The organism is Bacillus sp. DX4.1, from assembly GCF_030348195.1.
In the GTDB taxonomy this organism is placed as follows: domain Bacteria; phylum Bacillota; class Bacilli; order Bacillales; family Bacillaceae_G; genus Bacillus_A.
The window spans coordinates 3,628,705-3,646,675 of record NZ_JAUCFT010000008.1 but is presented as its reverse complement, the minus strand read 5'-3'; the positions used below and the strand labels follow the sequence as shown (position 1 = coordinate 3,646,675).

General features: G+C 37.6%; 22 protein-coding genes. 16 read left to right on the top strand and 6 right to left on the bottom strand.

Annotated features, from left to right (window positions below):
* The 3 genes from QUF99_RS21480 (at window position 1) to corA (ending at window position 3,158) form a co-directional block, all read left to right on the top strand.
* Entirely contained in the window at window positions 1-822 is an 822-nt protein-coding gene (locus QUF99_RS21480) for a purine-nucleoside phosphorylase (protein ID WP_289372730.1), read from the top strand.
* A 7-nt stretch (window positions 823-829) separates the two neighbouring features.
* Window positions 830-2,134, top strand: a complete 1,305-nt coding sequence (locus tag QUF99_RS21475; protein ID WP_289372729.1) for a pyrimidine-nucleoside phosphorylase — start codon at window positions 830-832, stop codon at window positions 2,132-2,134.
* A 61-nt stretch (window positions 2,135-2,195) separates the two neighbouring features.
* On the top strand, window positions 2,196-3,158 hold the full coding sequence (gene corA / locus QUF99_RS21470) for a magnesium/cobalt transporter CorA (protein WP_289372728.1): 963 nt from the start codon (window positions 2,196-2,198) through the stop codon (window positions 3,156-3,158).
* A gap of 29 nt (window positions 3,159-3,187) precedes the next feature.
* Here the strand turns inward: corA and QUF99_RS21465 are convergent, their stop codons facing one another.
* Together QUF99_RS21465 and QUF99_RS21460 are read right to left on the bottom strand one after the other, a co-directional pair.
* The gene (locus QUF99_RS21465; RefSeq protein WP_289372726.1) at window positions 3,188-4,477 is read right to left on the bottom strand and encodes an NCS2 family permease; all 1,290 of its coding nucleotides are present in this window, start codon (window positions 4,475-4,477) and stop codon (window positions 3,188-3,190) included.
* 137 nt (window positions 4,478-4,614) lie between these two features.
* Window positions 4,615-5,277 (bottom strand): SIMPL domain-containing protein, encoded by a 663-nt coding sequence (locus QUF99_RS21460; protein ID WP_289372723.1) that lies wholly within the window; start codon window positions 5,275-5,277, stop codon window positions 4,615-4,617.
* A 159-nt stretch (window positions 5,278-5,436) separates the two neighbouring features.
* Here QUF99_RS21460 and QUF99_RS21455 point away from each other — a divergent pair, with 159 nt between their 5' ends.
* Entirely contained in the window at window positions 5,437-5,856 is a 420-nt protein-coding gene (locus QUF99_RS21455; protein WP_286121767.1) for a MarR family winged helix-turn-helix transcriptional regulator, read from the top strand.
* Window positions 5,857-5,958: 102 nt separating this feature from the next.
* Window positions 5,959-6,504, top strand: coding sequence for a hypothetical protein (locus tag QUF99_RS21450; RefSeq protein WP_289372716.1), 546 nt, complete (start codon window positions 5,959-5,961; stop codon window positions 6,502-6,504).
* A gap of 18 nt (window positions 6,505-6,522) precedes the next feature.
* On the opposite strand, the gene QUF99_RS21445 is transcribed toward QUF99_RS21450, so the two are convergent.
* From QUF99_RS21445 to QUF99_RS21430, 4 genes are read right to left on the bottom strand one after another with little or no spacing between them, the layout of a single operon-like run.
* The gene (locus QUF99_RS21445) at window positions 6,523-7,593 is read right to left on the bottom strand and encodes an ABC transporter permease subunit (RefSeq protein WP_289372712.1); all 1,071 of its coding nucleotides are present in this window, start codon (window positions 7,591-7,593) and stop codon (window positions 6,523-6,525) included.
* A gap of 48 nt (window positions 7,594-7,641) precedes the next feature.
* Window positions 7,642-8,727 carry an ABC transporter permease subunit gene (locus QUF99_RS21440; RefSeq protein ID WP_289372711.1) on the bottom strand — a complete coding sequence of 362 codons (1,086 nt, stop codon included), beginning with the start codon at window positions 8,725-8,727 and terminating at the stop codon, window positions 7,642-7,644.
* Window positions 8,717-9,598 (bottom strand): ABC transporter ATP-binding protein, encoded by an 882-nt coding sequence (locus tag QUF99_RS21435; protein ID WP_289372710.1) that lies wholly within the window; start codon window positions 9,596-9,598, stop codon window positions 8,717-8,719. Before QUF99_RS21435 ends, QUF99_RS21440 begins: the two co-directional genes overlap by 11 nt.
* Window positions 9,564-9,983: a GntR family transcriptional regulator gene (locus QUF99_RS21430; protein WP_289372708.1), complete on the bottom strand. Its 420-nt coding sequence runs from the start codon at window positions 9,981-9,983 to the stop codon at window positions 9,564-9,566. Before QUF99_RS21430 ends, QUF99_RS21435 begins: the two co-directional genes overlap by 35 nt.
* A 165-nt stretch (window positions 9,984-10,148) precedes the next feature.
* On the opposite strand from QUF99_RS21430, the gene QUF99_RS21425 reads away from it, so the two are divergent.
* From QUF99_RS21425 to spoVAE, 11 genes are all read left to right on the top strand, one after another.
* Window positions 10,149-11,342: a D-alanyl-D-alanine carboxypeptidase family protein gene (locus QUF99_RS21425; RefSeq protein ID WP_289372706.1), complete on the top strand. Its 1,194-nt coding sequence runs from the start codon at window positions 10,149-10,151 to the stop codon at window positions 11,340-11,342.
* Window positions 11,343-11,513: 171 nt separating this feature from the next.
* Window positions 11,514-11,864, top strand: a complete 351-nt coding sequence (gene spoIIAA / locus QUF99_RS21420) for an anti-sigma F factor antagonist (RefSeq protein ID WP_286121760.1) — start codon at window positions 11,514-11,516, stop codon at window positions 11,862-11,864.
* Complete coding sequence (spoIIAB, locus tag QUF99_RS21415) at window positions 11,865-12,305, top strand: anti-sigma F factor (RefSeq protein WP_289372705.1); 441 nt, start codon at window positions 11,865-11,867, stop codon at window positions 12,303-12,305. It begins immediately after the preceding gene.
* A gap of 12 nt (window positions 12,306-12,317) precedes the next feature.
* A complete protein-coding gene (gene sigF, locus QUF99_RS21410) occupies window positions 12,318-13,076 on the top strand; it encodes an RNA polymerase sporulation sigma factor SigF (protein WP_289372703.1) in 759 nt (252 codons plus the stop codon).
* Window positions 13,077-13,339: 263 nt separating this feature from the next.
* Window positions 13,340-14,866 carry a sodium-dependent transporter gene (locus QUF99_RS21405; RefSeq protein ID WP_289372702.1) on the top strand — a complete coding sequence of 509 codons (1,527 nt, stop codon included), beginning with the start codon at window positions 13,340-13,342 and terminating at the stop codon, window positions 14,864-14,866.
* Complete coding sequence (locus QUF99_RS21400) at window positions 14,842-14,967, top strand: methionine/alanine import family NSS transporter small subunit (protein ID WP_353958407.1); 126 nt, start codon at window positions 14,842-14,844, stop codon at window positions 14,965-14,967. The genes QUF99_RS21405 and QUF99_RS21400 overlap by 25 nt, the downstream gene beginning before the upstream one ends.
* Before the next feature lie 118 nt (window positions 14,968-15,085).
* Window positions 15,086-15,706, top strand: a complete 621-nt coding sequence (locus QUF99_RS21395; protein ID WP_289372700.1) for a stage V sporulation protein AA — start codon at window positions 15,086-15,088, stop codon at window positions 15,704-15,706.
* Window positions 15,699-16,115, top strand: coding sequence for a stage V sporulation protein AB (locus tag QUF99_RS21390; RefSeq protein WP_289374730.1), 417 nt, complete (start codon window positions 15,699-15,701; stop codon window positions 16,113-16,115). The genes QUF99_RS21395 and QUF99_RS21390 overlap by 8 nt, the downstream gene beginning before the upstream one ends.
* Window positions 16,116-16,126: 11 nt before the next feature.
* Window positions 16,127-16,582, top strand: a complete 456-nt coding sequence (spoVAC, locus tag QUF99_RS21385) for a stage V sporulation protein AC (protein WP_289372697.1) — start codon at window positions 16,127-16,129, stop codon at window positions 16,580-16,582.
* A gap of 16 nt (window positions 16,583-16,598) precedes the next feature.
* On the top strand, window positions 16,599-17,612 hold the full coding sequence (gene spoVAD / locus QUF99_RS21380; protein ID WP_289372695.1) for a stage V sporulation protein AD: 1,014 nt from the start codon (window positions 16,599-16,601) through the stop codon (window positions 17,610-17,612).
* 3 nt (window positions 17,613-17,615) lie between these two features.
* A complete protein-coding gene (gene spoVAE / locus QUF99_RS21375; protein ID WP_289372693.1) occupies window positions 17,616-17,966 on the top strand; it encodes a stage V sporulation protein AE in 351 nt (116 codons plus the stop codon).
* The last annotated feature ends 5 nt before the right edge of the window (window positions 17,967-17,971 follow it).

Sequence of the window (17,971 nt, the reverse complement as noted above, 5' to 3'; positions counted from 1 at the left end):
ATGAATCGTGAACTTATTACAAAATCAGCTGCATACTTAAAAGGAAAATTCCAAGAAACACCACAGGTAGGACTTATCCTTGGTTCTGGACTAGGTGTACTAGCAGATGAAATTGAAAATGCAGTAACAGTACCATATAGTGAAATTCCTGAATTTCCTGTTTCAACTGTAGAAGGCCATGCTGGTCAACTTGTATTTGGTACACTTCAAGGAGTTACAGTAGTGGCAATGCAAGGACGTTTCCATTATTACGAAGGATATGACATGCAAAAGGTAACATTCCCAGTTCGTGTTATGAAAGAGCTAGGTGTAGAAACAGTGGTTGTAACAAATGCTGCTGGCGGTGTAAATACAGCATTTGAACCAGGCGATCTTATGCTTATTTCAGATCATATTAACTTCATGGGTCATAATCCATTAATCGGACCAAATGATTCTGAAATGGGTGTACGTTTCCCTGATATGTCTGAATCGTATAGTAAAGAACTTCGCGCAATGGCGAAACAGGTTGCAGCTGATTTAAATATTAAAGTACAAGAAGGCGTATATGTCGCGATGACAGGTCCTGTATATGAAACACCTGCGGAAATCCGTATGCTTCGTACACTTGGCGGAGATGCGGTTGGGATGTCAACTGTACCAGAAGTTGTTGTAGCACGTCATGCAGGTATGAAAGTACTTGGTATCTCTTGTATTTCAAACATGGCAGCTGGTATTTTAGATCAACCGCTTCATCATGATGAAGTAATTGAAACGACAGAACGTGTAAAATCTAATTTCTTAGCATTAGTAAAAGAAATCGTAAAACAAATGAAGGGGTGAGTTCACAATGAGAATGGTGGACCTAATTGCAAAAAAACGTGATGGACATACATTAACGACAGAAGAAATTAACTTTATTGTAGAGGGCTATACAAATGGTGATATTCCAGATTATCAAATGAGCGCATTTGCAATGGCGATTTTCTTCCAAGATATGAATGAACAAGAACGTGCTGATTTAACGATGGCAATGGTGAATAGCGGCGATACAATTGACTTATCAGCGATTGAAGGGGTAAAAGTAGATAAGCATTCAACAGGCGGTGTTGGTGATACGACTACTCTTGTGTTAGGTCCATTAGTGGCTGCTTTAGATGTACCAGTTGCAAAAATGTCTGGCCGTGGATTAGGACATACAGGTGGTACAATTGATAAATTAGAAGCAGTACCGGGATTCCATGTGGAAATTGAAAATGACGAATTTATTCGTCTTGTAAATGAAAATAAAATTGCTGTTATCGGCCAAAGCGGAAATTTAACACCTGCTGATAAAAAGCTATATGCACTTCGTGATGTAACAGCAACAGTAAACTCAATCCCGCTTATTGCAAGTTCTATTATGAGTAAGAAAATTGCAGCCGGTGCGGATGCAATCGTACTTGATGTGAAAACAGGTGCGGGCGCATTTATGAAAACGGATGAAGATGCGAAGCGTTTAGCAGAAGCAATGGTACGCATCGGTAATAACGTTGGTCGTAAAACGATGGCAGTTATTTCAGATATGAGTCAACCACTAGGTGAAGCAATCGGTAATGCACTAGAAGTAAAAGAAGCAATCGATACATTGCAAGGTAAAGGACCGAAAGACTTAGAAGAGCTGTGTTTAACACTTGGAAGTCAAATGGTATATCTTGCTGGAAAAGCTTCTTCTTTAGAAGATGCGCGTGAAAAGTTAATTGAAGTGATGAATAATGGAAAAGCGCTAGAATCATTTAAAACGTTCCTAGCAGCACAAGGCGGCGACGCTTCTGTTGTTGATGATCCTTCTAAGCTGCCACAAGCACAATATAAGATTGAAGTAGAAGCGAAAGAAGATGGATATATATCTGAAATTGTTGCCGATGAAATTGGAACAGCAGCGATGCTTTTAGGTGCAGGTCGTGCAACGAAAGAATCTGAGATTGATTTAGCAGTTGGACTTATGCTTCGCAAAAAAGTAGGCGAAATCGTGAAAAAAGGTGACTCACTTGTTACGATTTACGCAAACCGTGAAAATGTAGAAGATGTAAAGGCAAAAATTTATGAGAACATGAAAATAGCAGCAGCACATGTTGATGCACCAAAATTAGTGCATGGTATCGTAACGAAATAAGGTTAAAAAGCTAAGGAGTCTTCTCCTTGGCTTTTTTTGCTATTTTTTGTTTATAATAATAATGGGTGAAATTATGATAAGAATTTGTGCAGTAACGAAAGAAGATGAAGTATTATATGATGTTTCGTTAGAAGATACAGAGCGAGAAGATGTTATATGGTTTTGGCTTGATTTATATAAGCCGACAAAAGAAGAGTATACATATATCTTACAGGAGCATTTTAAATTCCATCCCCTTGCGATTGAAGATTGTGTAGAATATGTACAGAGGCCGAAAGTTGATTTTTATGATGGCTATAATTTCTTAGTTCTTCATGCATTTGGAGAAGATGGATTAGAGCCACATGAAATTGATTTATTTGTTAGTGAGCGTTATATTGTGTCTTTCCATTTTTCGCATAATAATGCGATAGAAAGAGTATGGACGAAGCTTGGAGAGAGGCAACGAATTAAGAAGAGTCCTCTGAATGTTGCACATACAATTATTGACCAAATTGTCGATGATTACTTTGCACCGGTTTACTATATTGAAGATCATTTAAATGCAATCGACGATAATTTAACAGGGGATACAGCAGGAAGAGTATTAGAAGAGGTATTTGATATTCGTGCTGACTTGTCAAAGCTTCGCCGTACAATCATCCCGATGCGTGATTTGTTATATCGTATTTTAAATTCGACACGCTTTTATGGTGTGAGCGATCATGAAATTTATTTTAAAGATATTCATGATCATTTGCTGAAGCTTTCAGAAATGATTGAAGCAAGCCGAGAATTAACAGCGGATATTCGGGACAGCTATTTTTCATTGAACTCGCATCATATGAACAATATTATGAAAACATTAACGGTTTTCTCGACCATCTTTATGCCATTAACATTCATTGCAGGGGTGTATGGGATGAACTTTGCGCATATGCCAGAGCTAGCAGGGAAATATAGCTATTTTATTTGTTTAGTCATTATGGCACTAATTGGCGGAGGAATGATGGCCTGGTTTTATAAAAAAGGGTGGTTTAAATAAAAAAGCGCTGGGGAATTCCCAGCGCTTTTTTAGCCAATAGCGTGTAACACAAACATGGCTAAGAATAGACATGTAATAATATACATGGACGGTGCGACTTCTTTATGCTTTCCAAGAGCAATCTTTAAAATAGGATAAGCAATAAATCCGAACGCAATACCATCAGCGATGCTATATGTGAGCGGAATCATAACGATGATTAAAAATGCTGGAAATCCTTCTGAAAAGTCATTTAGAGGGATTTGTTGAATGTTTGTAATCATCAAGCCGCCAATAATAATTAAGATTGGTGCAATGGCACTATCAGGAATTAATTTTACAAACGGAAGAGCAAACAGTGATGCAAAGAATAACATCCCTGTAACGATAGACGTCAGACCTGTCTTACCGCCTGCTGTAATACCCGCGGCACTTTCTACTGTTGAAACGGTAGGGCTTGTGCCAAATAGACCACATGTCATTGCTGAGATTGCATTTGCTTGATAAGCACGTGGGAATTTACGATCGTCTTCTAGTAAACCGTGTAAAAGCCCCATGTTCTCAAAAATAAGCACCATGCTTAATGAGAATGTTGCAATCCAAAACGGTAAGGAAGAAAGCTTTCCAAAAGACATAGCTCCAAATACATCCCCATAGTTAGCGAATGAAAATGAGCTGCTTCCTACTTGGCTTGTATCAACAAGACCAAATAGCCATGCAATACCAGTCCCAATTGCAATCGTCCATAAAAAGTTTCCACGTACGTTACGAATGAATAAAACTAGTGCCACAATAAGGGTAAGCAGTGTTGCAAGAACAACTGGACTACTTAATTTTCCTAATGCAACAGCAGTGTTTGGATGCGAAACGACTAGACCACCTTTTTGCAAGCCAATGAAAGCTAAGAATAAACCGATGCCGACAGTAATTGCTTCTTTTAATGACTTTGGAATTGATAATGAAAGCGTGCGAGCAATCGGTGTAAACGCGGCAATTGCAAAAATAATACCAGCGATAAAGACAGCTGCTAAAGCTTCTTGCCAACTTAATCCAAGCGTATGCACAGCTGTGTACGTGAAGAATGCATTTACACCCATACCTGGTACAAGAATGACAGGTGCATTTGCCCAAAATGCCATCAGTAGACATCCGACAAACGAACTGAAAACAGTTGCCAAAATTCCAGCCTCAAGCGGAATACCGGCATCTGATAAAATTGACGCATTGACAATCATAATATAAACGATTGTGAAAAATGACGTCACTCCAGCCATTATTTCTTGTTTTGACGATGTGTGGTGTAGGTTTAATTTAAACGTTCTTTCAAGTATTCCTTTCATGTTAAACCTTCTTTTTCATATCCCTCTCCCACCCGTGATATCCCTTCTGTAAGGGTTCACCGTTCTTTATTATATCAAAACAAAATGTTTTTACAACAGTGAAAATGAGAACGGTTACTTTTTAAATTATTATTACGTCACAAATAAGTAAAAATAGCGCGAACAGAAGAAATAACCTCGAGTTCCCCTGATTGAATTGGCGGAGCGGCTTGTGCATGTAACGTAGCATAAGAAACGACTTCACGCGGTATTTGTGCTGATTCTTCAACGAGGGAGAGAGGGACTGGATTGATGTTTAGATTATATGTACTCGCAATGGCACGAGCTTTTTCCTGTGCATGTTGCACCGCTTGTAATAGTGCTTGCTGATAGTATGCATTTGGATGGGATACACGAAACCGTAATCCTTTTGCGACATTTGCTCCATTGGTAACTGCTATATCATATACTTCCCCAGCTTTTTGAACATTTAAAACGGTAATTTCATACAAATGTTCAACTCGATAGCCTTGTAATAATTGTTTCTCATTCATATGTTCATATTGCGGTGTAATTGTATAAGAGATTGTTTCTATATCCTTATCGGCAATGCCCAGCTGTTTGAGTGCGTCGAGTAGTTGCCTGGATTGGATCGCATTTTCTTCCTGCGCTTGTTTCACATTTTTATTGTCACTTCTAACGCCGATGGTTAACACGACGACATTTGGTTTGACTTTTACAATTCCTTCTCCTTGCACAGTGATGGTAGCTTCTTTTGCATTGCGGATATCAAGTGAATATGGATTCATACCAACTTGCATTCTCGCTCACCGTCCTTTCTATATGTATATGAACGAAAGGAAAGAAAATTTAATGAAATAAGTTACAGAATTGAAAATCATGGGGAAAGAAAACATATACAATGTAGGTATTTATAGATTATAATATGTGTAAATATTATAAAAAAAGGGTCGAGGCTAGTGAACGAAAAAAGAGAAGCGCTTATTTTAGATTTATCTACATCATTTCGAAAAATGATACGTTTATTACAAAATGATATTAATGAACTTTTTTCAGAGTATATGCCATGGAATGAGTTTTCTGTACTACGTGCATTGTTTTGGAAAAGTCCACAAATGGCATCGCAAATTGCAAATGAAGTCAACGTTACATCTAGTCATATTACAGCGGTAACAGACCGTCTTGTTCGTAAAGGCCTTGTCACGAGAAAACGTTCTGATTCCGACCGCCGCATTGTGTACCTAGAAATTACAGATCGTGGAAAAGAAGTTGCGGAAAAGCTTGAAAATGTACGAAAAGAATATTATAGAGAGAAATTTCAAGGATGGAGCGATCAAGAAATTGAAATGGTGTTAGATTTATTTGGTCGCGTATTATAATAAATGAGGATAGGAAGCAAAGTGCTTTCCTATCCTTTTTCTTTTGAATAAAACTATTTTGAAATTCCGATACTTTAACTAAAAAGTATCGGAGGAAAAATAATGAAACAAATTGTTTCGCTTATAATCATTATAGGAAGTTTTTTTTGCTTTAGTAAATTGATGTATGCTGATACGCCCATTCAAGTTGTGCAAAAAGAAGTGCAATACATTGCGAATGATAAGCCGGTATTATATTCAAAGTTATGGGTTCGTTCTATGCAGAATACAGTGTTATTCCACCATAGTGATAACATCCGTCATAAAGATACGCTGCGCAATGTGACAAGTTCATCTCTTGTAAAAGTGAAGCAGTTACCATTTGCAAAAGCATCGGTGTACATTCCAAGATTATCTCAATATGTTTCAAGAGCCGGAAAAGAAAATATTCAAGTTTACTATGTTGCGGTAAGGTATAAAGTGAAAAAGGAAAATCCATATCAATTAAATGGAATGAATTATTTCCTCCAAGTATTTGTGAAAGAAAAAGGAGATTGGAAAATTGCTGAAAGTGTGGTCGCACCGACAGATCAAATTGTTGAAAATGGTGATGGGTTTGGGATGATGGAAGAGAAGCAGTATGGAGAAAGACGAGAGAATGTGAAATAACCTCCTCGGGGGAGGAGGTTATTTTGCATGTAAAGAAAGCTTATGCTTTAACAGTCGGTGTAAGATAGCGTATGTCAGTATGCCAGATCCTATAAAATAAATATAGTAAAGCGGTAAAGAATCACTGCCGTCAGTAAAAACAATACCGCCAAGAAGTGCGAAACAAATAGAAGTACATATTGAAAAATATACATGAAGCTTTGGATATAGCAGTATTTTTCCGTTATGCTCATTTGGAGCGCGCGTATATAAATAGGTTCCTAGCGGAAGACAAATGAGTATATAGATAGTAGGACTTATGAGTGTCCAAACAGACGAGATATGATGGTAAGTAGGTCCTTCCTGTATGTTTCCGAATTCATCTTCTATAGGTTCCCTTTGTGAATTATAGTCGTAGTTAATGCGAAAATGATTAAGAGGAGCTACCATACTTGCATTTTCTGTATAAGTTGCGTACTTATTATAATTATAATTGTATTCCTTTTGCGATAAATCTACATGTAATGCAAAGAACGGGAACACTAGCTGGAAAATATATAATGGGAAAACTATGAGAATATAACTTAACGCACTTTGCGAGATGATGTTTCCTGTAATTGTTCCAATAAAGAGTGTGAACGTATAGACTGCAATTAATGTAATGATTGTATGTATAAAGTATGAATGAAACGGCGAAAATGATTGATATTGAGCATGTATCGTGTTCCTGTAGATGATATACATAAGAAGCCAATTGAAGCTAAGTGCACTCACAATATGAACGGTACCCAACAACCATTTGGATAAAAATAGGTACGACCGTTTAAAGGGCATAGACCAAAGTAAATCGATTGTTTGATTATTGCGTTCCCATCCTATTAATAGGGTAGCTAATCCGATTAATAGAAGAGCAGGAAATAGTATGGTGTCAGCTCCTCCTAAATGATACATATAATAAGGGTCATCTTTTTTTATACGAAAATATTCAGCCATTTGCTGTGCGTGTGTATAATATTTATAGGGCAACGCGTATAAAATACTTAGCCAAAAGAGCCAAATAACATATTTTCCTTGTTTATAATTTCTAAGCCATAATGCTTTATGAAACATGTAGGTCACCTCAAATAATACTTATTTTTCCTGCTTTAATCACTATCGCTATTTTCCGCCAAAAGAAAACTTTAATTTTAGTAGGCGAGTAAAAACGAAGTAACTCATAATGCTGGTTATGAAAAAACCGACGTAATAAGCAAGGAGTGCATCTCTTCCACCGAGTAACCTTCCGCCAAACAAAGCAAAACAAAGAACGGTGCAGAACATGAACCATTTCTGTAACCCCGGGAACAATAATATTTTTCCGTTTTGTTCGTTCGGAGCACGTGTATAAAGAAAAGTCGCAATCGGTAAAAAGGTAATAATGTAAGCAAATGGTGTTAAGAGTCTCCAAGGAGAAGAAATAGATGTAAATTCCATTGGATTTTCCTGTGGTAAACTAGAAATTTTATTTCCTTGGTCATCAAATTTTTCTATAGGGTGGTAATCAAAATTAATATTAAAAGATTCTAATGGTGAAACGATATCCAGATGTTGTAAGTACGCATGAGTTTTCCGTTCTATTTCGCCCATGGCTTCTACTGACCCTTGTGTATGGGTGTAAACAAACCCGGATATTAATAATACTAAACCGTACGGTAGAAATAATAGAATTGCAGTTAAGCTGCTTTGTGAGAAAATATTTCCGGTAATAGTGCCGATAAATAAAGCAAATGTATAGGTCGCAATAAGTACAACCGTAGCAAATAAAAAGTACGTGTGGAACGGAGTGAAGATTTGATATTGATCGTGAAACGATACGTTCTTTATTTCATACATACTTATCCAGCAAATGATATTTACTGTAATGATATTCAAAACGCCAAACAACCATTTTGTTAAAAAGATATCTTTTCGCTTAAACGGCATTGATAACAAGAAATCAGTAGATTGATTGTTACGTTCCCATCCAATTAAGAGGCAAGCGAGTGCAATGAGAATGATACCCTGTGCAAAGGTAGTTTCAAGAGCATCAAAGTAGTAGGAATAATAATAAACATAATCATCAATTTTCATTTTTGAGCTATTAAGTGCCATTTGTGCTTTATTATAATACTGGTACGGTAGCAAATATAAACTACTTAACCAAAACAGTAGAATAATATATTTTCCTTGTTTCCACTGTCGCATCCATAACGCTTTATGAAACATGTGACCCCTCCTCAAATGTCGTCACAAATACATCCTCAAGTGACATTGGTAATTCTTCTATTAAGAGAGGCTGTTCTTTATGAAATTTTTCTAATGTAACTGCCACGTTGCCTTCGATTAAGATGGTGTACACTTTTCCTGTTTGATTTAATATTTTTATATTACATAAATTCTCTAGCTTTTGTGGTAGCGACCGTTCGTATGCCACTTGGATTTTCGCATAGCAAGATTTTGTATCTTCTAATGTTGTGATGGATGCAACTGTATGATCTTTTAAAATGATGATTGTATCTGCGATTTTTTCTACTTCATCTAAGTGGTGAGTAGAAATGAGAATTGTAATCTCTCGTTCTGCTACTTCTTCAATTACAAACTGAAGGACTTGTCTTTTTACAATTGGGTCAAGTCCATTTGTTGGTTCATCTAAAATAATATATTCTACGCCTGTACAAAAAGCCAAAATGATAGCAAGCAATGCTTTCATACCTTTTGAATAACTGCGAATTCGTTTATTAGGTAAATTAAAGCGTTCCAATAGTTGATAGAAATAGTTTTCGTCAAATGCTGTATAGACTGCTTTATAAAACTTCGCGATTTCTTTTACTGTATACCCATTTAATATATTAGTAGAATCCGGTACATAGGCGACCTTTTGTTTGATTTCAGGGTGTTTATGAACATCCATATCGTCATATGTAACAGTTCCTTCATCTGGGTCTAAAATACCAACAAGTGTCCGGAGTAAAGTTGTTTTCCCCGCACCGTTTCTGCCAAGTAATCCAACAATACTTCCTTTTTGTAATGTGAAAGAAATATTGTTTAATACGACTTGATTATCAATGGTTTTCTGGATGTTCGCCACCTTCAGCATGTGCGTTCCCTCCTAATTCTTTATAGTATGAATCAATCCAATCATGAATTTTTTCTTTTGAAATACCGAGGTAAGAAGCTTCTAGTAATAATTGATGAAATTGTTTTTCAACCATAGCGATTTTCCTTTCATCCAATATTGGTGTAATCGATTGGGAAACAAATGTGCCTTTTCCCCGCAATGTTTCAATAATCCCTTGTCGTTCTAATTCTTGATAAGCTTTGCTGACTGTATTTGGATTAATGACAAGTAATGAAGCGAGTTCACGTACAGATGGCAATTTATCGTTTGGCGCTAACATCCTTTTTAACACCAGTTCTTTTATATTTTGAACAATTTGTTCCCATATCGGAGTGTTGCTTCTTGGGTCAAGTTGAATGTGCAAGAGCAATGTCTCCTTCCTGATGAAATTTAAGTGTACTATACGGTGTAATACACTTAATACAATATATGCAGTCAAGTCGTTTGTCAATATGAATTTATAGAAAAATATGGTATAAAAACATATTATTTGGAAAAAATAGGTTTGATATAGAATGGAGGGTTAGTCATGAAGCGAGTTGTTGGAGTACTTGTTTGTTTCATGTTGTTTCTTTCCGCTATTCCAGTTGGTTTTGCACAGTCTGAGAAAACGCAGCCTGAAAAAACAGCGGTAGAAACGAAGCCAAAGTTAGCGGAGCAAGCATCGTCAGCAATTGTCATTGAGCAAGATACAGGTAAAGTTTTGTTTGAAAAAAGTCCGAATGAAAAGTTACCGCCTGCTAGTATGACAAAGATTATGACGATGCTGCTTATTATGGAACAAGTTGAGAAGGGAAAGCTAAAGTTGCAAGATAAAGTGAGAGCGAGTGAACATGCAGCTTCAATGGGAGGATCACAAATTTTTCTTGAGCCTGGTGAAGAAATGACAGTGAATGAAATGCTCAAAGGAATTGCAATTGCATCTGGAAATGATGCATCTGTTGCTGTTGCAGAGCATATCGCTGGTTCAGAAGAAGGTTTTGTAGACATGATGAATAAAAAAGCAAAGGATTTAGGACTTAAAAACACACATTTTCAAAATCCAACCGGTCTTCCAGCGAAAGATCATTACTCAACAGCACATGATATGGCAATTATGGCAAAAGAGTTGATGAAGTATCCATTAATTCGAAAATATACAGGGAAATATGAGGATTATTTACGAGAGGATACAGAGAAAAAGTTTTGGCTTGTGAATACAAATAAATTAGTTCGTTTTTATCCGGGCGTGGACGGAGTAAAAACAGGATTTACGACAGAGGCGAAATATTGTTTAACAGCTTCAGCAGAAAAAAATGGAATGCGTGTTATCTCTGTTGTGATGGGAGCGCCAACTTCAAAAGAGCGCAATAATCAGGTAACAAAGCTCCTTGATTATGCATTTGGCCAATATACAACGAAGAAGTTGTATAAGAGAGGCGAAAAAATTAAGACTGTCAACGTGGGAAAAGGTAAGAAAGAAAAGGTAGATTTAATCGCATCCGAAAATGTATCGCTTCTAATGAAAAAGGGCGAAAGTATGGATAAGGTAAAACAAGAAGTTATTGCTGAAAAGAAAGTAAAGGCGCCGATTAAAAAAGGCGATGCACTCGGTACACTTGTTGTCAAAAAGGGTAAGGATGTTTTATTAAAGCAAACAATTGTGGCAAAAGAAGATGTTGCCGCAGCAAGCTGGTGGGAATTATTTAAGAGAAGTTTTGGGATGTTTTCAACATCAAAATAGCGACAAATGCATTGCCGCTTTCCTATTGCATACATGAAAAAAGTAGAATAATTGCTGAAAGATTCACATTATGACGAAATAGTACTTCTTTTGTCAAGGGGAAGGATTCTTATTTTATTTTCTCGAAAACTTATGTAAATGAGTAAAGTTTGAGCATAAGGAGGAAATCGTGTGAGTCTTTCCATACATTTAGAAGTAAAGCGTGACGTCTTATGTGTTCGGCTAGCGGGCGAACTAGATCATCATACTGCTGAAGAGTTGCGAGCGAAAGTAACGGATATGATTGAGACGCATCGTACTCATCATATTGTATTAAGTTTGGAGCAATTGACATTTATGGATAGCTCTGGTCTTGGCGTTATATTAGGCAGATATAAACATATTAAAGGTTTAGGAGGAGAAATGGTCGTTTGTGCAATTTCTCCTCCTGTGAAACGTTTGTTTGAAATGTCGGGTCTGTTTAAAATTATTCGGTTAGAAGAAAGTGAAGCGCATGCGCTCGCGACGTTGGGGGTGGCATAGATGAGAAATGAAATGAACCTTCAATTTTCAGCATTAAGTCAAAATGAATCGTTTGCTCGCGTCACGGTTGCTGCTTTTATTGCACAACTGGATCCAACGATGGAAGAATTGACAGAAATTAAAACAGTTGTGTCTGAAGCGGTCACAAATGCAATTATTCACGGATATGAAGGGAATGCAGAAGGCGTTGTTCACATTTCAGTGATTTTGGAAGAAGCAATGGTGAAACTCACGATTCGAGATGAAGGGGTTGGCATTTTTGATTTAGACGAGGCAAGGCAACCTCTTTTTACAACTAAACCTGAATTAGAGCGTTCCGGAATGGGATTTACTATCATGGAAAATTTTATGGATGAAGTAGAAGTTATTTCAAACGAATCTTTCGGGACAACAATCCATTTGACGAAGTACTTATCAAATAGTAACGCTCTATGCAATTAAGGAGAATCGCCTATGGACATAGAGGTCAGAAATGAGAAGAAGAAGGCTCAGTTAAAGGACCACGAGTTAAAAGCGTTAATTCAAAAAAGTCAAAGTGGAGATCAACAAGCAAGAGATGTTATTGTCCAAAGCAATATGCGTCTTGTATGGTCGGTTGTACAGCGGTTTCTAAATCGGGGATATGAACCAGACGATTTGTTTCAAATCGGCTGTATTGGCCTCTTGAAATCGGTGGACAAATTTGATTTATCTTTCGACGTGAAATTTTCAACATATGCAGTTCCGATGATTATTGGAGAAATTCAGCGATTTTTACGTGATGACGGTTCAGTAAAGGTCAGTCGATCTTTAAAAGAAACCGGAAATAAAATTCGAAAAATGAAAGATGAGCTCTCTAAAGAGTATGGACGAGCTCCAACAATTACAGAGGTTGCGGAAGCGCTTGAACTTACGCCGGAAGAGGTTGTTCTGGCGCAGGAAGCGAGTCGGACCCCATCTTCCATACATGAAACGGTTTATGAAAATGATGGAGATCCAATTACTATATTGGATCAAATCGCGGATCAGACCGAAACGAAATGGTTTGATAAAATCGCCTTAAAAGAAGCAATTCTAGAATTAGATGAGCGCGAGCGATTAATCGTATATTTGCGTTATTACAAAGACCAGACACAATCAGAAGTAGCTGAGCGAATTGGGATTTCGCAAGTACAAGTATCAAGGCTTGAAAAGAAAATATTGAAGCAGATGAAAGATCGAATAGATGAATAGCCATCTATTCGATTTTTTTTATTTTTTCTAAGAAACGGTAATAATTCAGTTCAAGCTTTGATGGGAGCAAGATATGGAAGAGTTTCTCTTCCATAAATAGGGATGAAGTTAATGCCAATAGGAATGTCAATTTTTTCTATTGTTGTTATCCTTTCCATAATAAAAAAATTTCAATCATTAGAAAATATTTACTGAATTTATTGAATATTTACTAAATTTGAAATATAATCCAAGTATAACTTGTCATAAAGGGGGAAGAAAACATGGAAACGAGGCAACAATGGGGAACGAGAGCTGGATTTATTTTTGCAGCAATCGGTTCTGCCGTTGGACTGGGGAATATATGGCGTTTTCCGTACACGGCGTATGAAAATGGGGGAGGAGCATTCTTTTTACCGTACTTATTTGCGTTATTAACGACTGGTATCTCATTATTAGCTTTTGAATTTGCTCTTGGACATCGTCACCGTGGATCAGCACCACTTACGTTCTTTCGCATAAGTCCGCGTGCTGAATTTATTGGTTGGTGGCAAATGGCGGTTACATTTATTGTTTCAACCTATTACGCGGTTATTATTGCTTGGTCCATTTCCTATACGTACTTTTCGCTTACTGGAGCGTGGGGGAAAGACACGGAAGCATTTTTATTTAAAGAGTATTTACAAGTTGCGGATAAACCGGGACAATTTGGAGGTCTTGTGCCCGAAGTATTGATTCCACTTGCGCTTGTATGGATTATTGTGCTAGGTGTTGCGTTTAAAGGGGTTAAGAAAGGCATTGAAGTAGTAAATCGTATTTTTATCCCTCTTCTTGTCGTTATGTTCCTCATTATTGTTGTTCGTGCTGTTACGATGGAAGGTGCTATGCAAGGTCTTGATGCCTTTTTTAAACCAGATTGGAGCCGTATTTTAGATGGAAAAGTATGGCTTGCTGCTTACGGGCAAATTTTCTTTAGTTTATCTTTAGCGTTTGGAATTATGATTACGTACTCTAGTTATTTACCGAAAAACTCTGATACAACAAATAATGCGTTTATTACTGGATTCGCGAACTCAGGGTTCGAGCTGTTAGCTGGAATCGGTGTCTTTGCTGCACTTGGCTTTATGGCAAATAACATGGGGGTTCCGGTTGATAAAGTAGCAAGTGCTGGAGTGGGACTCGCGTTTGTTGTATTTCCGCAAATTATTAACGAGTTACCTCTGTCACCACTATTTGGCGTTTTATTCTTCTTGTCGTTAACTGTAGCTGGAATTACATCGCTAATTTCGTTAGCGGAAGTGTGTTTTGCAGCTGTTTCTGAAAAATTTAGTTTAAGCCGTCAAAAAACAATTGGGATTATGGGAACGCTTCTCGTACTTGTTTCGCTTGTGTTCGCAACGCGTGGTGGACTTATGTTCTTAGATGTTGTCGATTATTTTGCCAACAACTTTGGATTGATTGTAATTGCATTGGTAGAGGTTGTGACTGTTGGATTGATTCTTCGCCGTTTGCCAGTCTATCAAAATCATGCGAACTTTACATCAGATATTAAGCTAGGAATGTTTTGGAGAGTAAGTTTACTCGTTATTACACCGTTGATGTTAGGGTATATGTTAATTGATGGATTCATTCAAAATATTCAAAAGAACTACGGGGATTATCCAACAGAGTTTGTTGTTACTTATGGCTGGGTGCTTGCGGCAGCATTTCTTGTAGTCGCATTGATTATTAGTCTAAAAAAGTGGAATTCACAAATTCATTCAGAGTCTGCTCAGCTTGAAAAAGAATGGAAAAAGCGAGGTGCTTCGTAATGAGTGGATCAGCAATTATGATGATGATAATTGGAATAGTTATCATTTGGGGTGGCTTAGTTTTAAGTATTGCAAATTTATTTAGAAAAAAGAAGGCGTAAATCAAAAACATCTGCACTGTTCTGGTGCAGATGTTTTTTTTGTGAAAAAAAGTTGTATTAGAAAATTTTCCAGAAACCATACTACAACTACGAGGAATAGTGAAGAGGTGAGCTCTGAGTGGAACAAACAATCTATCTCAAAATGCGAAATCGTCTGCAAGTATCCCCTTCATATGAAGTGAAGATTGAGGATATTGCACAAGTAGTCGGAGATACCAGTGTTGTAGCAAAAATAAAAAAGCAGCTCGTATATAAAATTACACAGCGTGATAAAACACATGTAGTAATTGATGCTATGAAAGTTATTCAAATGATTCAACAAACTACGCAGCATGTACAAATTAATTTGTTTGGACCGGCGCAGACCCTTGTTGAAATTGTCTATGAAAAAAAGAAAGTAAATCCTTTTTTCTTTGCGATAGTTTGGATTTTGCTTTTTGTCGGGGCGGCTCTTGCTATTATTTATTTTCATGAAGATGTAAGCATGCAGCAAGTACATCAACGGTTGTATTACATGGTTACAGGAAAGTTCAGCAACAAGCCGCTACTTTTTCAAATTCCATATTCTTTAGGGCTTGGCCTCGGGATGATTTTGTTTTTTAATCATGTATTTCAAAAACGAATTAATGAAGAGCCGAGTCCGTTAGAAGTTGAAATGTTCCAGTATCAACAGTCTCTCGATCAATATGTCATGATAAACGAGAATAACGAGAGTGCAAAACAACTTGCAGATGATTGAGTATGGAGTGGTAATGATCGTTGGATTAGCTGGTGGGATTGCGGTTGGAGGAGGATATGTCGCATTTCTAGCCGTGCTTGGTGTCATTCCACGGTTAGCTCAATTAACGAGAAGTGGTCATCGTATTCAATTTTTTGAATGGGCTGTTATTTTGGGTTCTCTACTCGGTGCATGGTGCAGCTTGAGGGATGTAACGTTTCTAGCATCGCAGTACTGGCTCATTATACTTGGTTTATTTTGCGGTACGTTTGTTGGAATGCTTGCTGCTGCTTTAACAGAAGTATTAAATGTTTTGCCGATATTGGCAAAAAGAGTGGGCGTTGATGGGAAGATTGTCATTTTACTTGTTGCACTTGTACTTGGAAAAGTAATCGGTTCTTTATTTCATTGGATTTATTTCGCAAGGTAGGAGGGTATAATATGACACAAAATAAATTAAAAGATGATTATACAAATAAAATAAAAGATTATCACCCGAAACCAAATTATGTCATGAACTGTGTGAAGGCTTTTGTTGTGGGGGGACTGATTTGTACAGTAGGCGAGGTATTGATGAAGTTTTATATGCATTATTTTCACTTTAGTGAGCAAGAGGCCGGAAACCCTACTGTAGCAACTCTTGTATTATTATCTGCTCTGTTAACGGGGGTTGGTGTGTATGATAAAATCGGTCAATTTGGAGGAGCTGGTTCTGCCGTTCCAGTTACAGGATTTGCAAATTCAATGGCAAGTGCAGCAATGGAGCACCGTAGTGAAGGGATTGTACTTGGTGTTGCTACAAATATGTTTAAACTTGCTGGAAGTGTAATTGTATTTGGGGTTGTGGGGGCGTATATTGTTGGACTCATTCGATATACATTTCAACTTTTGATGTAGCCAAAGGAGGATGGATATGAGATTGACAGGGAAGCAAACATGGGTATTTCAAAATAATGTATTTGTGAATGCAACAGGTACAGCTGTCGGTCCAAAAGAAGCGGAAGGTCCTCTTGGAGATTGTTTTGATGTTTCGTATGGTGACTTGCACTGTGAGGAAGAGAACTGGGAGCTTGCTGAAAGAAGGCTTATGAATGATTCAATTCAGCAAGTAATACAAAAGGGAAATGTAATGCCTTCGCAAATTGATTTCTTTTTAGCAGGAGACTTATTAAATCAGACAGTTACAGCGAATTATGTGGCCCGAGATCTCGGAATTCCTTTTTTAGGTATGTTTGGTGCTTGTTCCACATCGATGGAGACATTAGCAGTTGGAGCGGCCTTTATTGATGGAGGATTTGCGAATCGTGTGATAGCCACGGTGAGTAGTCATAATGCGACAGCAGAACGTCAATTTCGCTATCCAACGGAATATGGTGGTCAAAGGCCAGGGACAGCGACATCGACTGTTACAGGAGCGGGAACAGCTTTAATTAGTAAAGAGCGGAGCAGTATTAGAATAACGGCTGCAACCATTGGAAAAGTGCAAGATTTAGGAATCACAGACCCTTTTGATATGGGATCAGCGATGGCACCTGCTGCTGCACATACCATTCAACGGCATTTTGAAGATTTACAGAGAAGTGCGGCTGATTATGATCTCATTGTTACTGGAGATTTGTCAGGGGTCGGGGCACCTATTACGCGGCAGCTTCTACTAGAGGAAGGGTATGATTTGGGAAATGTATATAATGATTGCGGCTTAATGATCTATAGTGAGCAGCAGCAAGTTTTTGCGGGGGGAAGTGGATGCGCTTGTTCGGCAGTTGTTACATATGGTCATTTATTACAAGAAATGAAAAAAGGAAATTTACAACGCATTTTTGTAGTAGCAACAGGAGCTTTATTAAGTCCAATTATGATACAGCAAAAAGAAACCATTCCAACGATTGCACACGGTGTTGTATTTGAAAGAGTCAAAGGGGTGTGAATTGTGGATTTTGTATATGCATTTATTGTTGGAGGAACAATTTGTGTAGTCGGACAACTTTTGTTAGACTTCGCAAAATTAACGCCTGCACACTTGATGGCGACTTTTGTAGTAGCTGGGGCCATTTTAGATGGCTTTGGATTATATGACAAACTCATAAAATTTGCAGGTGCAGGTGCAACGGTTCCCATTACAAGCTTTGGGCATTCCCTTTTACATGGAGCACTGGAAGCTGCTGAAAAACATGGGTATCTAGGGATAGGAATTGGAATGTTTACATTAACTTCCGCAGGTATTTCAGCAGCAATACTATTTGCGTTTTTAGTAGCACTTATATGTAAACCGAAAGGATAAATCAA

What these genes read in the sequence shown, in the direction of transcription:
- QUF99_RS21480 (WP_289372730.1), top strand. Translation starts at nt 1, where the DNA reads ATGAATCGTGAACTTATTACAAAATCAGCTGCATACTTAAAAGGAAAA.
- QUF99_RS21460 (WP_289372723.1), bottom strand. Translation starts at nt 5,277, where the DNA reads ATGCAAGTTGGTATGAATCCATATTCACTTGATATCCGCAATGCAAAA.
- QUF99_RS21435 (WP_289372710.1), bottom strand. Translation starts at nt 9,598, where the DNA reads ATGCTGAAGGTGGCGAACATCCAGAAAACCATTGATAATCAAGTCGTA.
- QUF99_RS21390 (WP_289374730.1), top strand. Translation starts at nt 15,699, where the DNA reads ATGATTGAGTATGGAGTGGTAATGATCGTTGGATTAGCTGGTGGGATT.
- QUF99_RS21450 (WP_289372716.1), top strand. Translation starts at nt 5,959, where the DNA reads ATGAAACAAATTGTTTCGCTTATAATCATTATAGGAAGTTTTTTTTGC.
- QUF99_RS21465 (WP_289372726.1), bottom strand. Translation starts at nt 4,477, where the DNA reads ATGAAAGGAATACTTGAAAGAACGTTTAAATTAAACCTACACCACACA.
- sigF (WP_289372703.1), top strand. Translation starts at nt 12,318, where the DNA reads ATGGACATAGAGGTCAGAAATGAGAAGAAGAAGGCTCAGTTAAAGGAC.
- corA (WP_289372728.1), top strand. Translation starts at nt 2,196, where the DNA reads ATGGGTGAAATTATGATAAGAATTTGTGCAGTAACGAAAGAAGATGAA.
- spoIIAB (WP_289372705.1), top strand. Translation starts at nt 11,865, where the DNA reads ATGAGAAATGAAATGAACCTTCAATTTTCAGCATTAAGTCAAAATGAA.
- spoVAD (WP_289372695.1), top strand. Translation starts at nt 16,599, where the DNA reads ATGAGATTGACAGGGAAGCAAACATGGGTATTTCAAAATAATGTATTT.
- spoVAC (WP_289372697.1), top strand. Translation starts at nt 16,127, where the DNA reads ATGACACAAAATAAATTAAAAGATGATTATACAAATAAAATAAAAGAT.
- QUF99_RS21475 (WP_289372729.1), top strand. Translation starts at nt 830, where the DNA reads ATGAGAATGGTGGACCTAATTGCAAAAAAACGTGATGGACATACATTA.
- QUF99_RS21440 (WP_289372711.1), bottom strand. Translation starts at nt 8,727, where the DNA reads ATGTTTCATAAAGCGTTATGGATGCGACAGTGGAAACAAGGAAAATAT.
- QUF99_RS21400 (WP_353958407.1), top strand. Translation starts at nt 14,842, where the DNA reads ATGGAAAAAGCGAGGTGCTTCGTAATGAGTGGATCAGCAATTATGATG.
- QUF99_RS21405 (WP_289372702.1), top strand. Translation starts at nt 13,340, where the DNA reads ATGGAAACGAGGCAACAATGGGGAACGAGAGCTGGATTTATTTTTGCA.
- QUF99_RS21445 (WP_289372712.1), bottom strand. Translation starts at nt 7,593, where the DNA reads ATGTTTCATAAAGCATTATGGCTTAGAAATTATAAACAAGGAAAATAT.
- QUF99_RS21425 (WP_289372706.1), top strand. Translation starts at nt 10,149, where the DNA reads ATGAAGCGAGTTGTTGGAGTACTTGTTTGTTTCATGTTGTTTCTTTCC.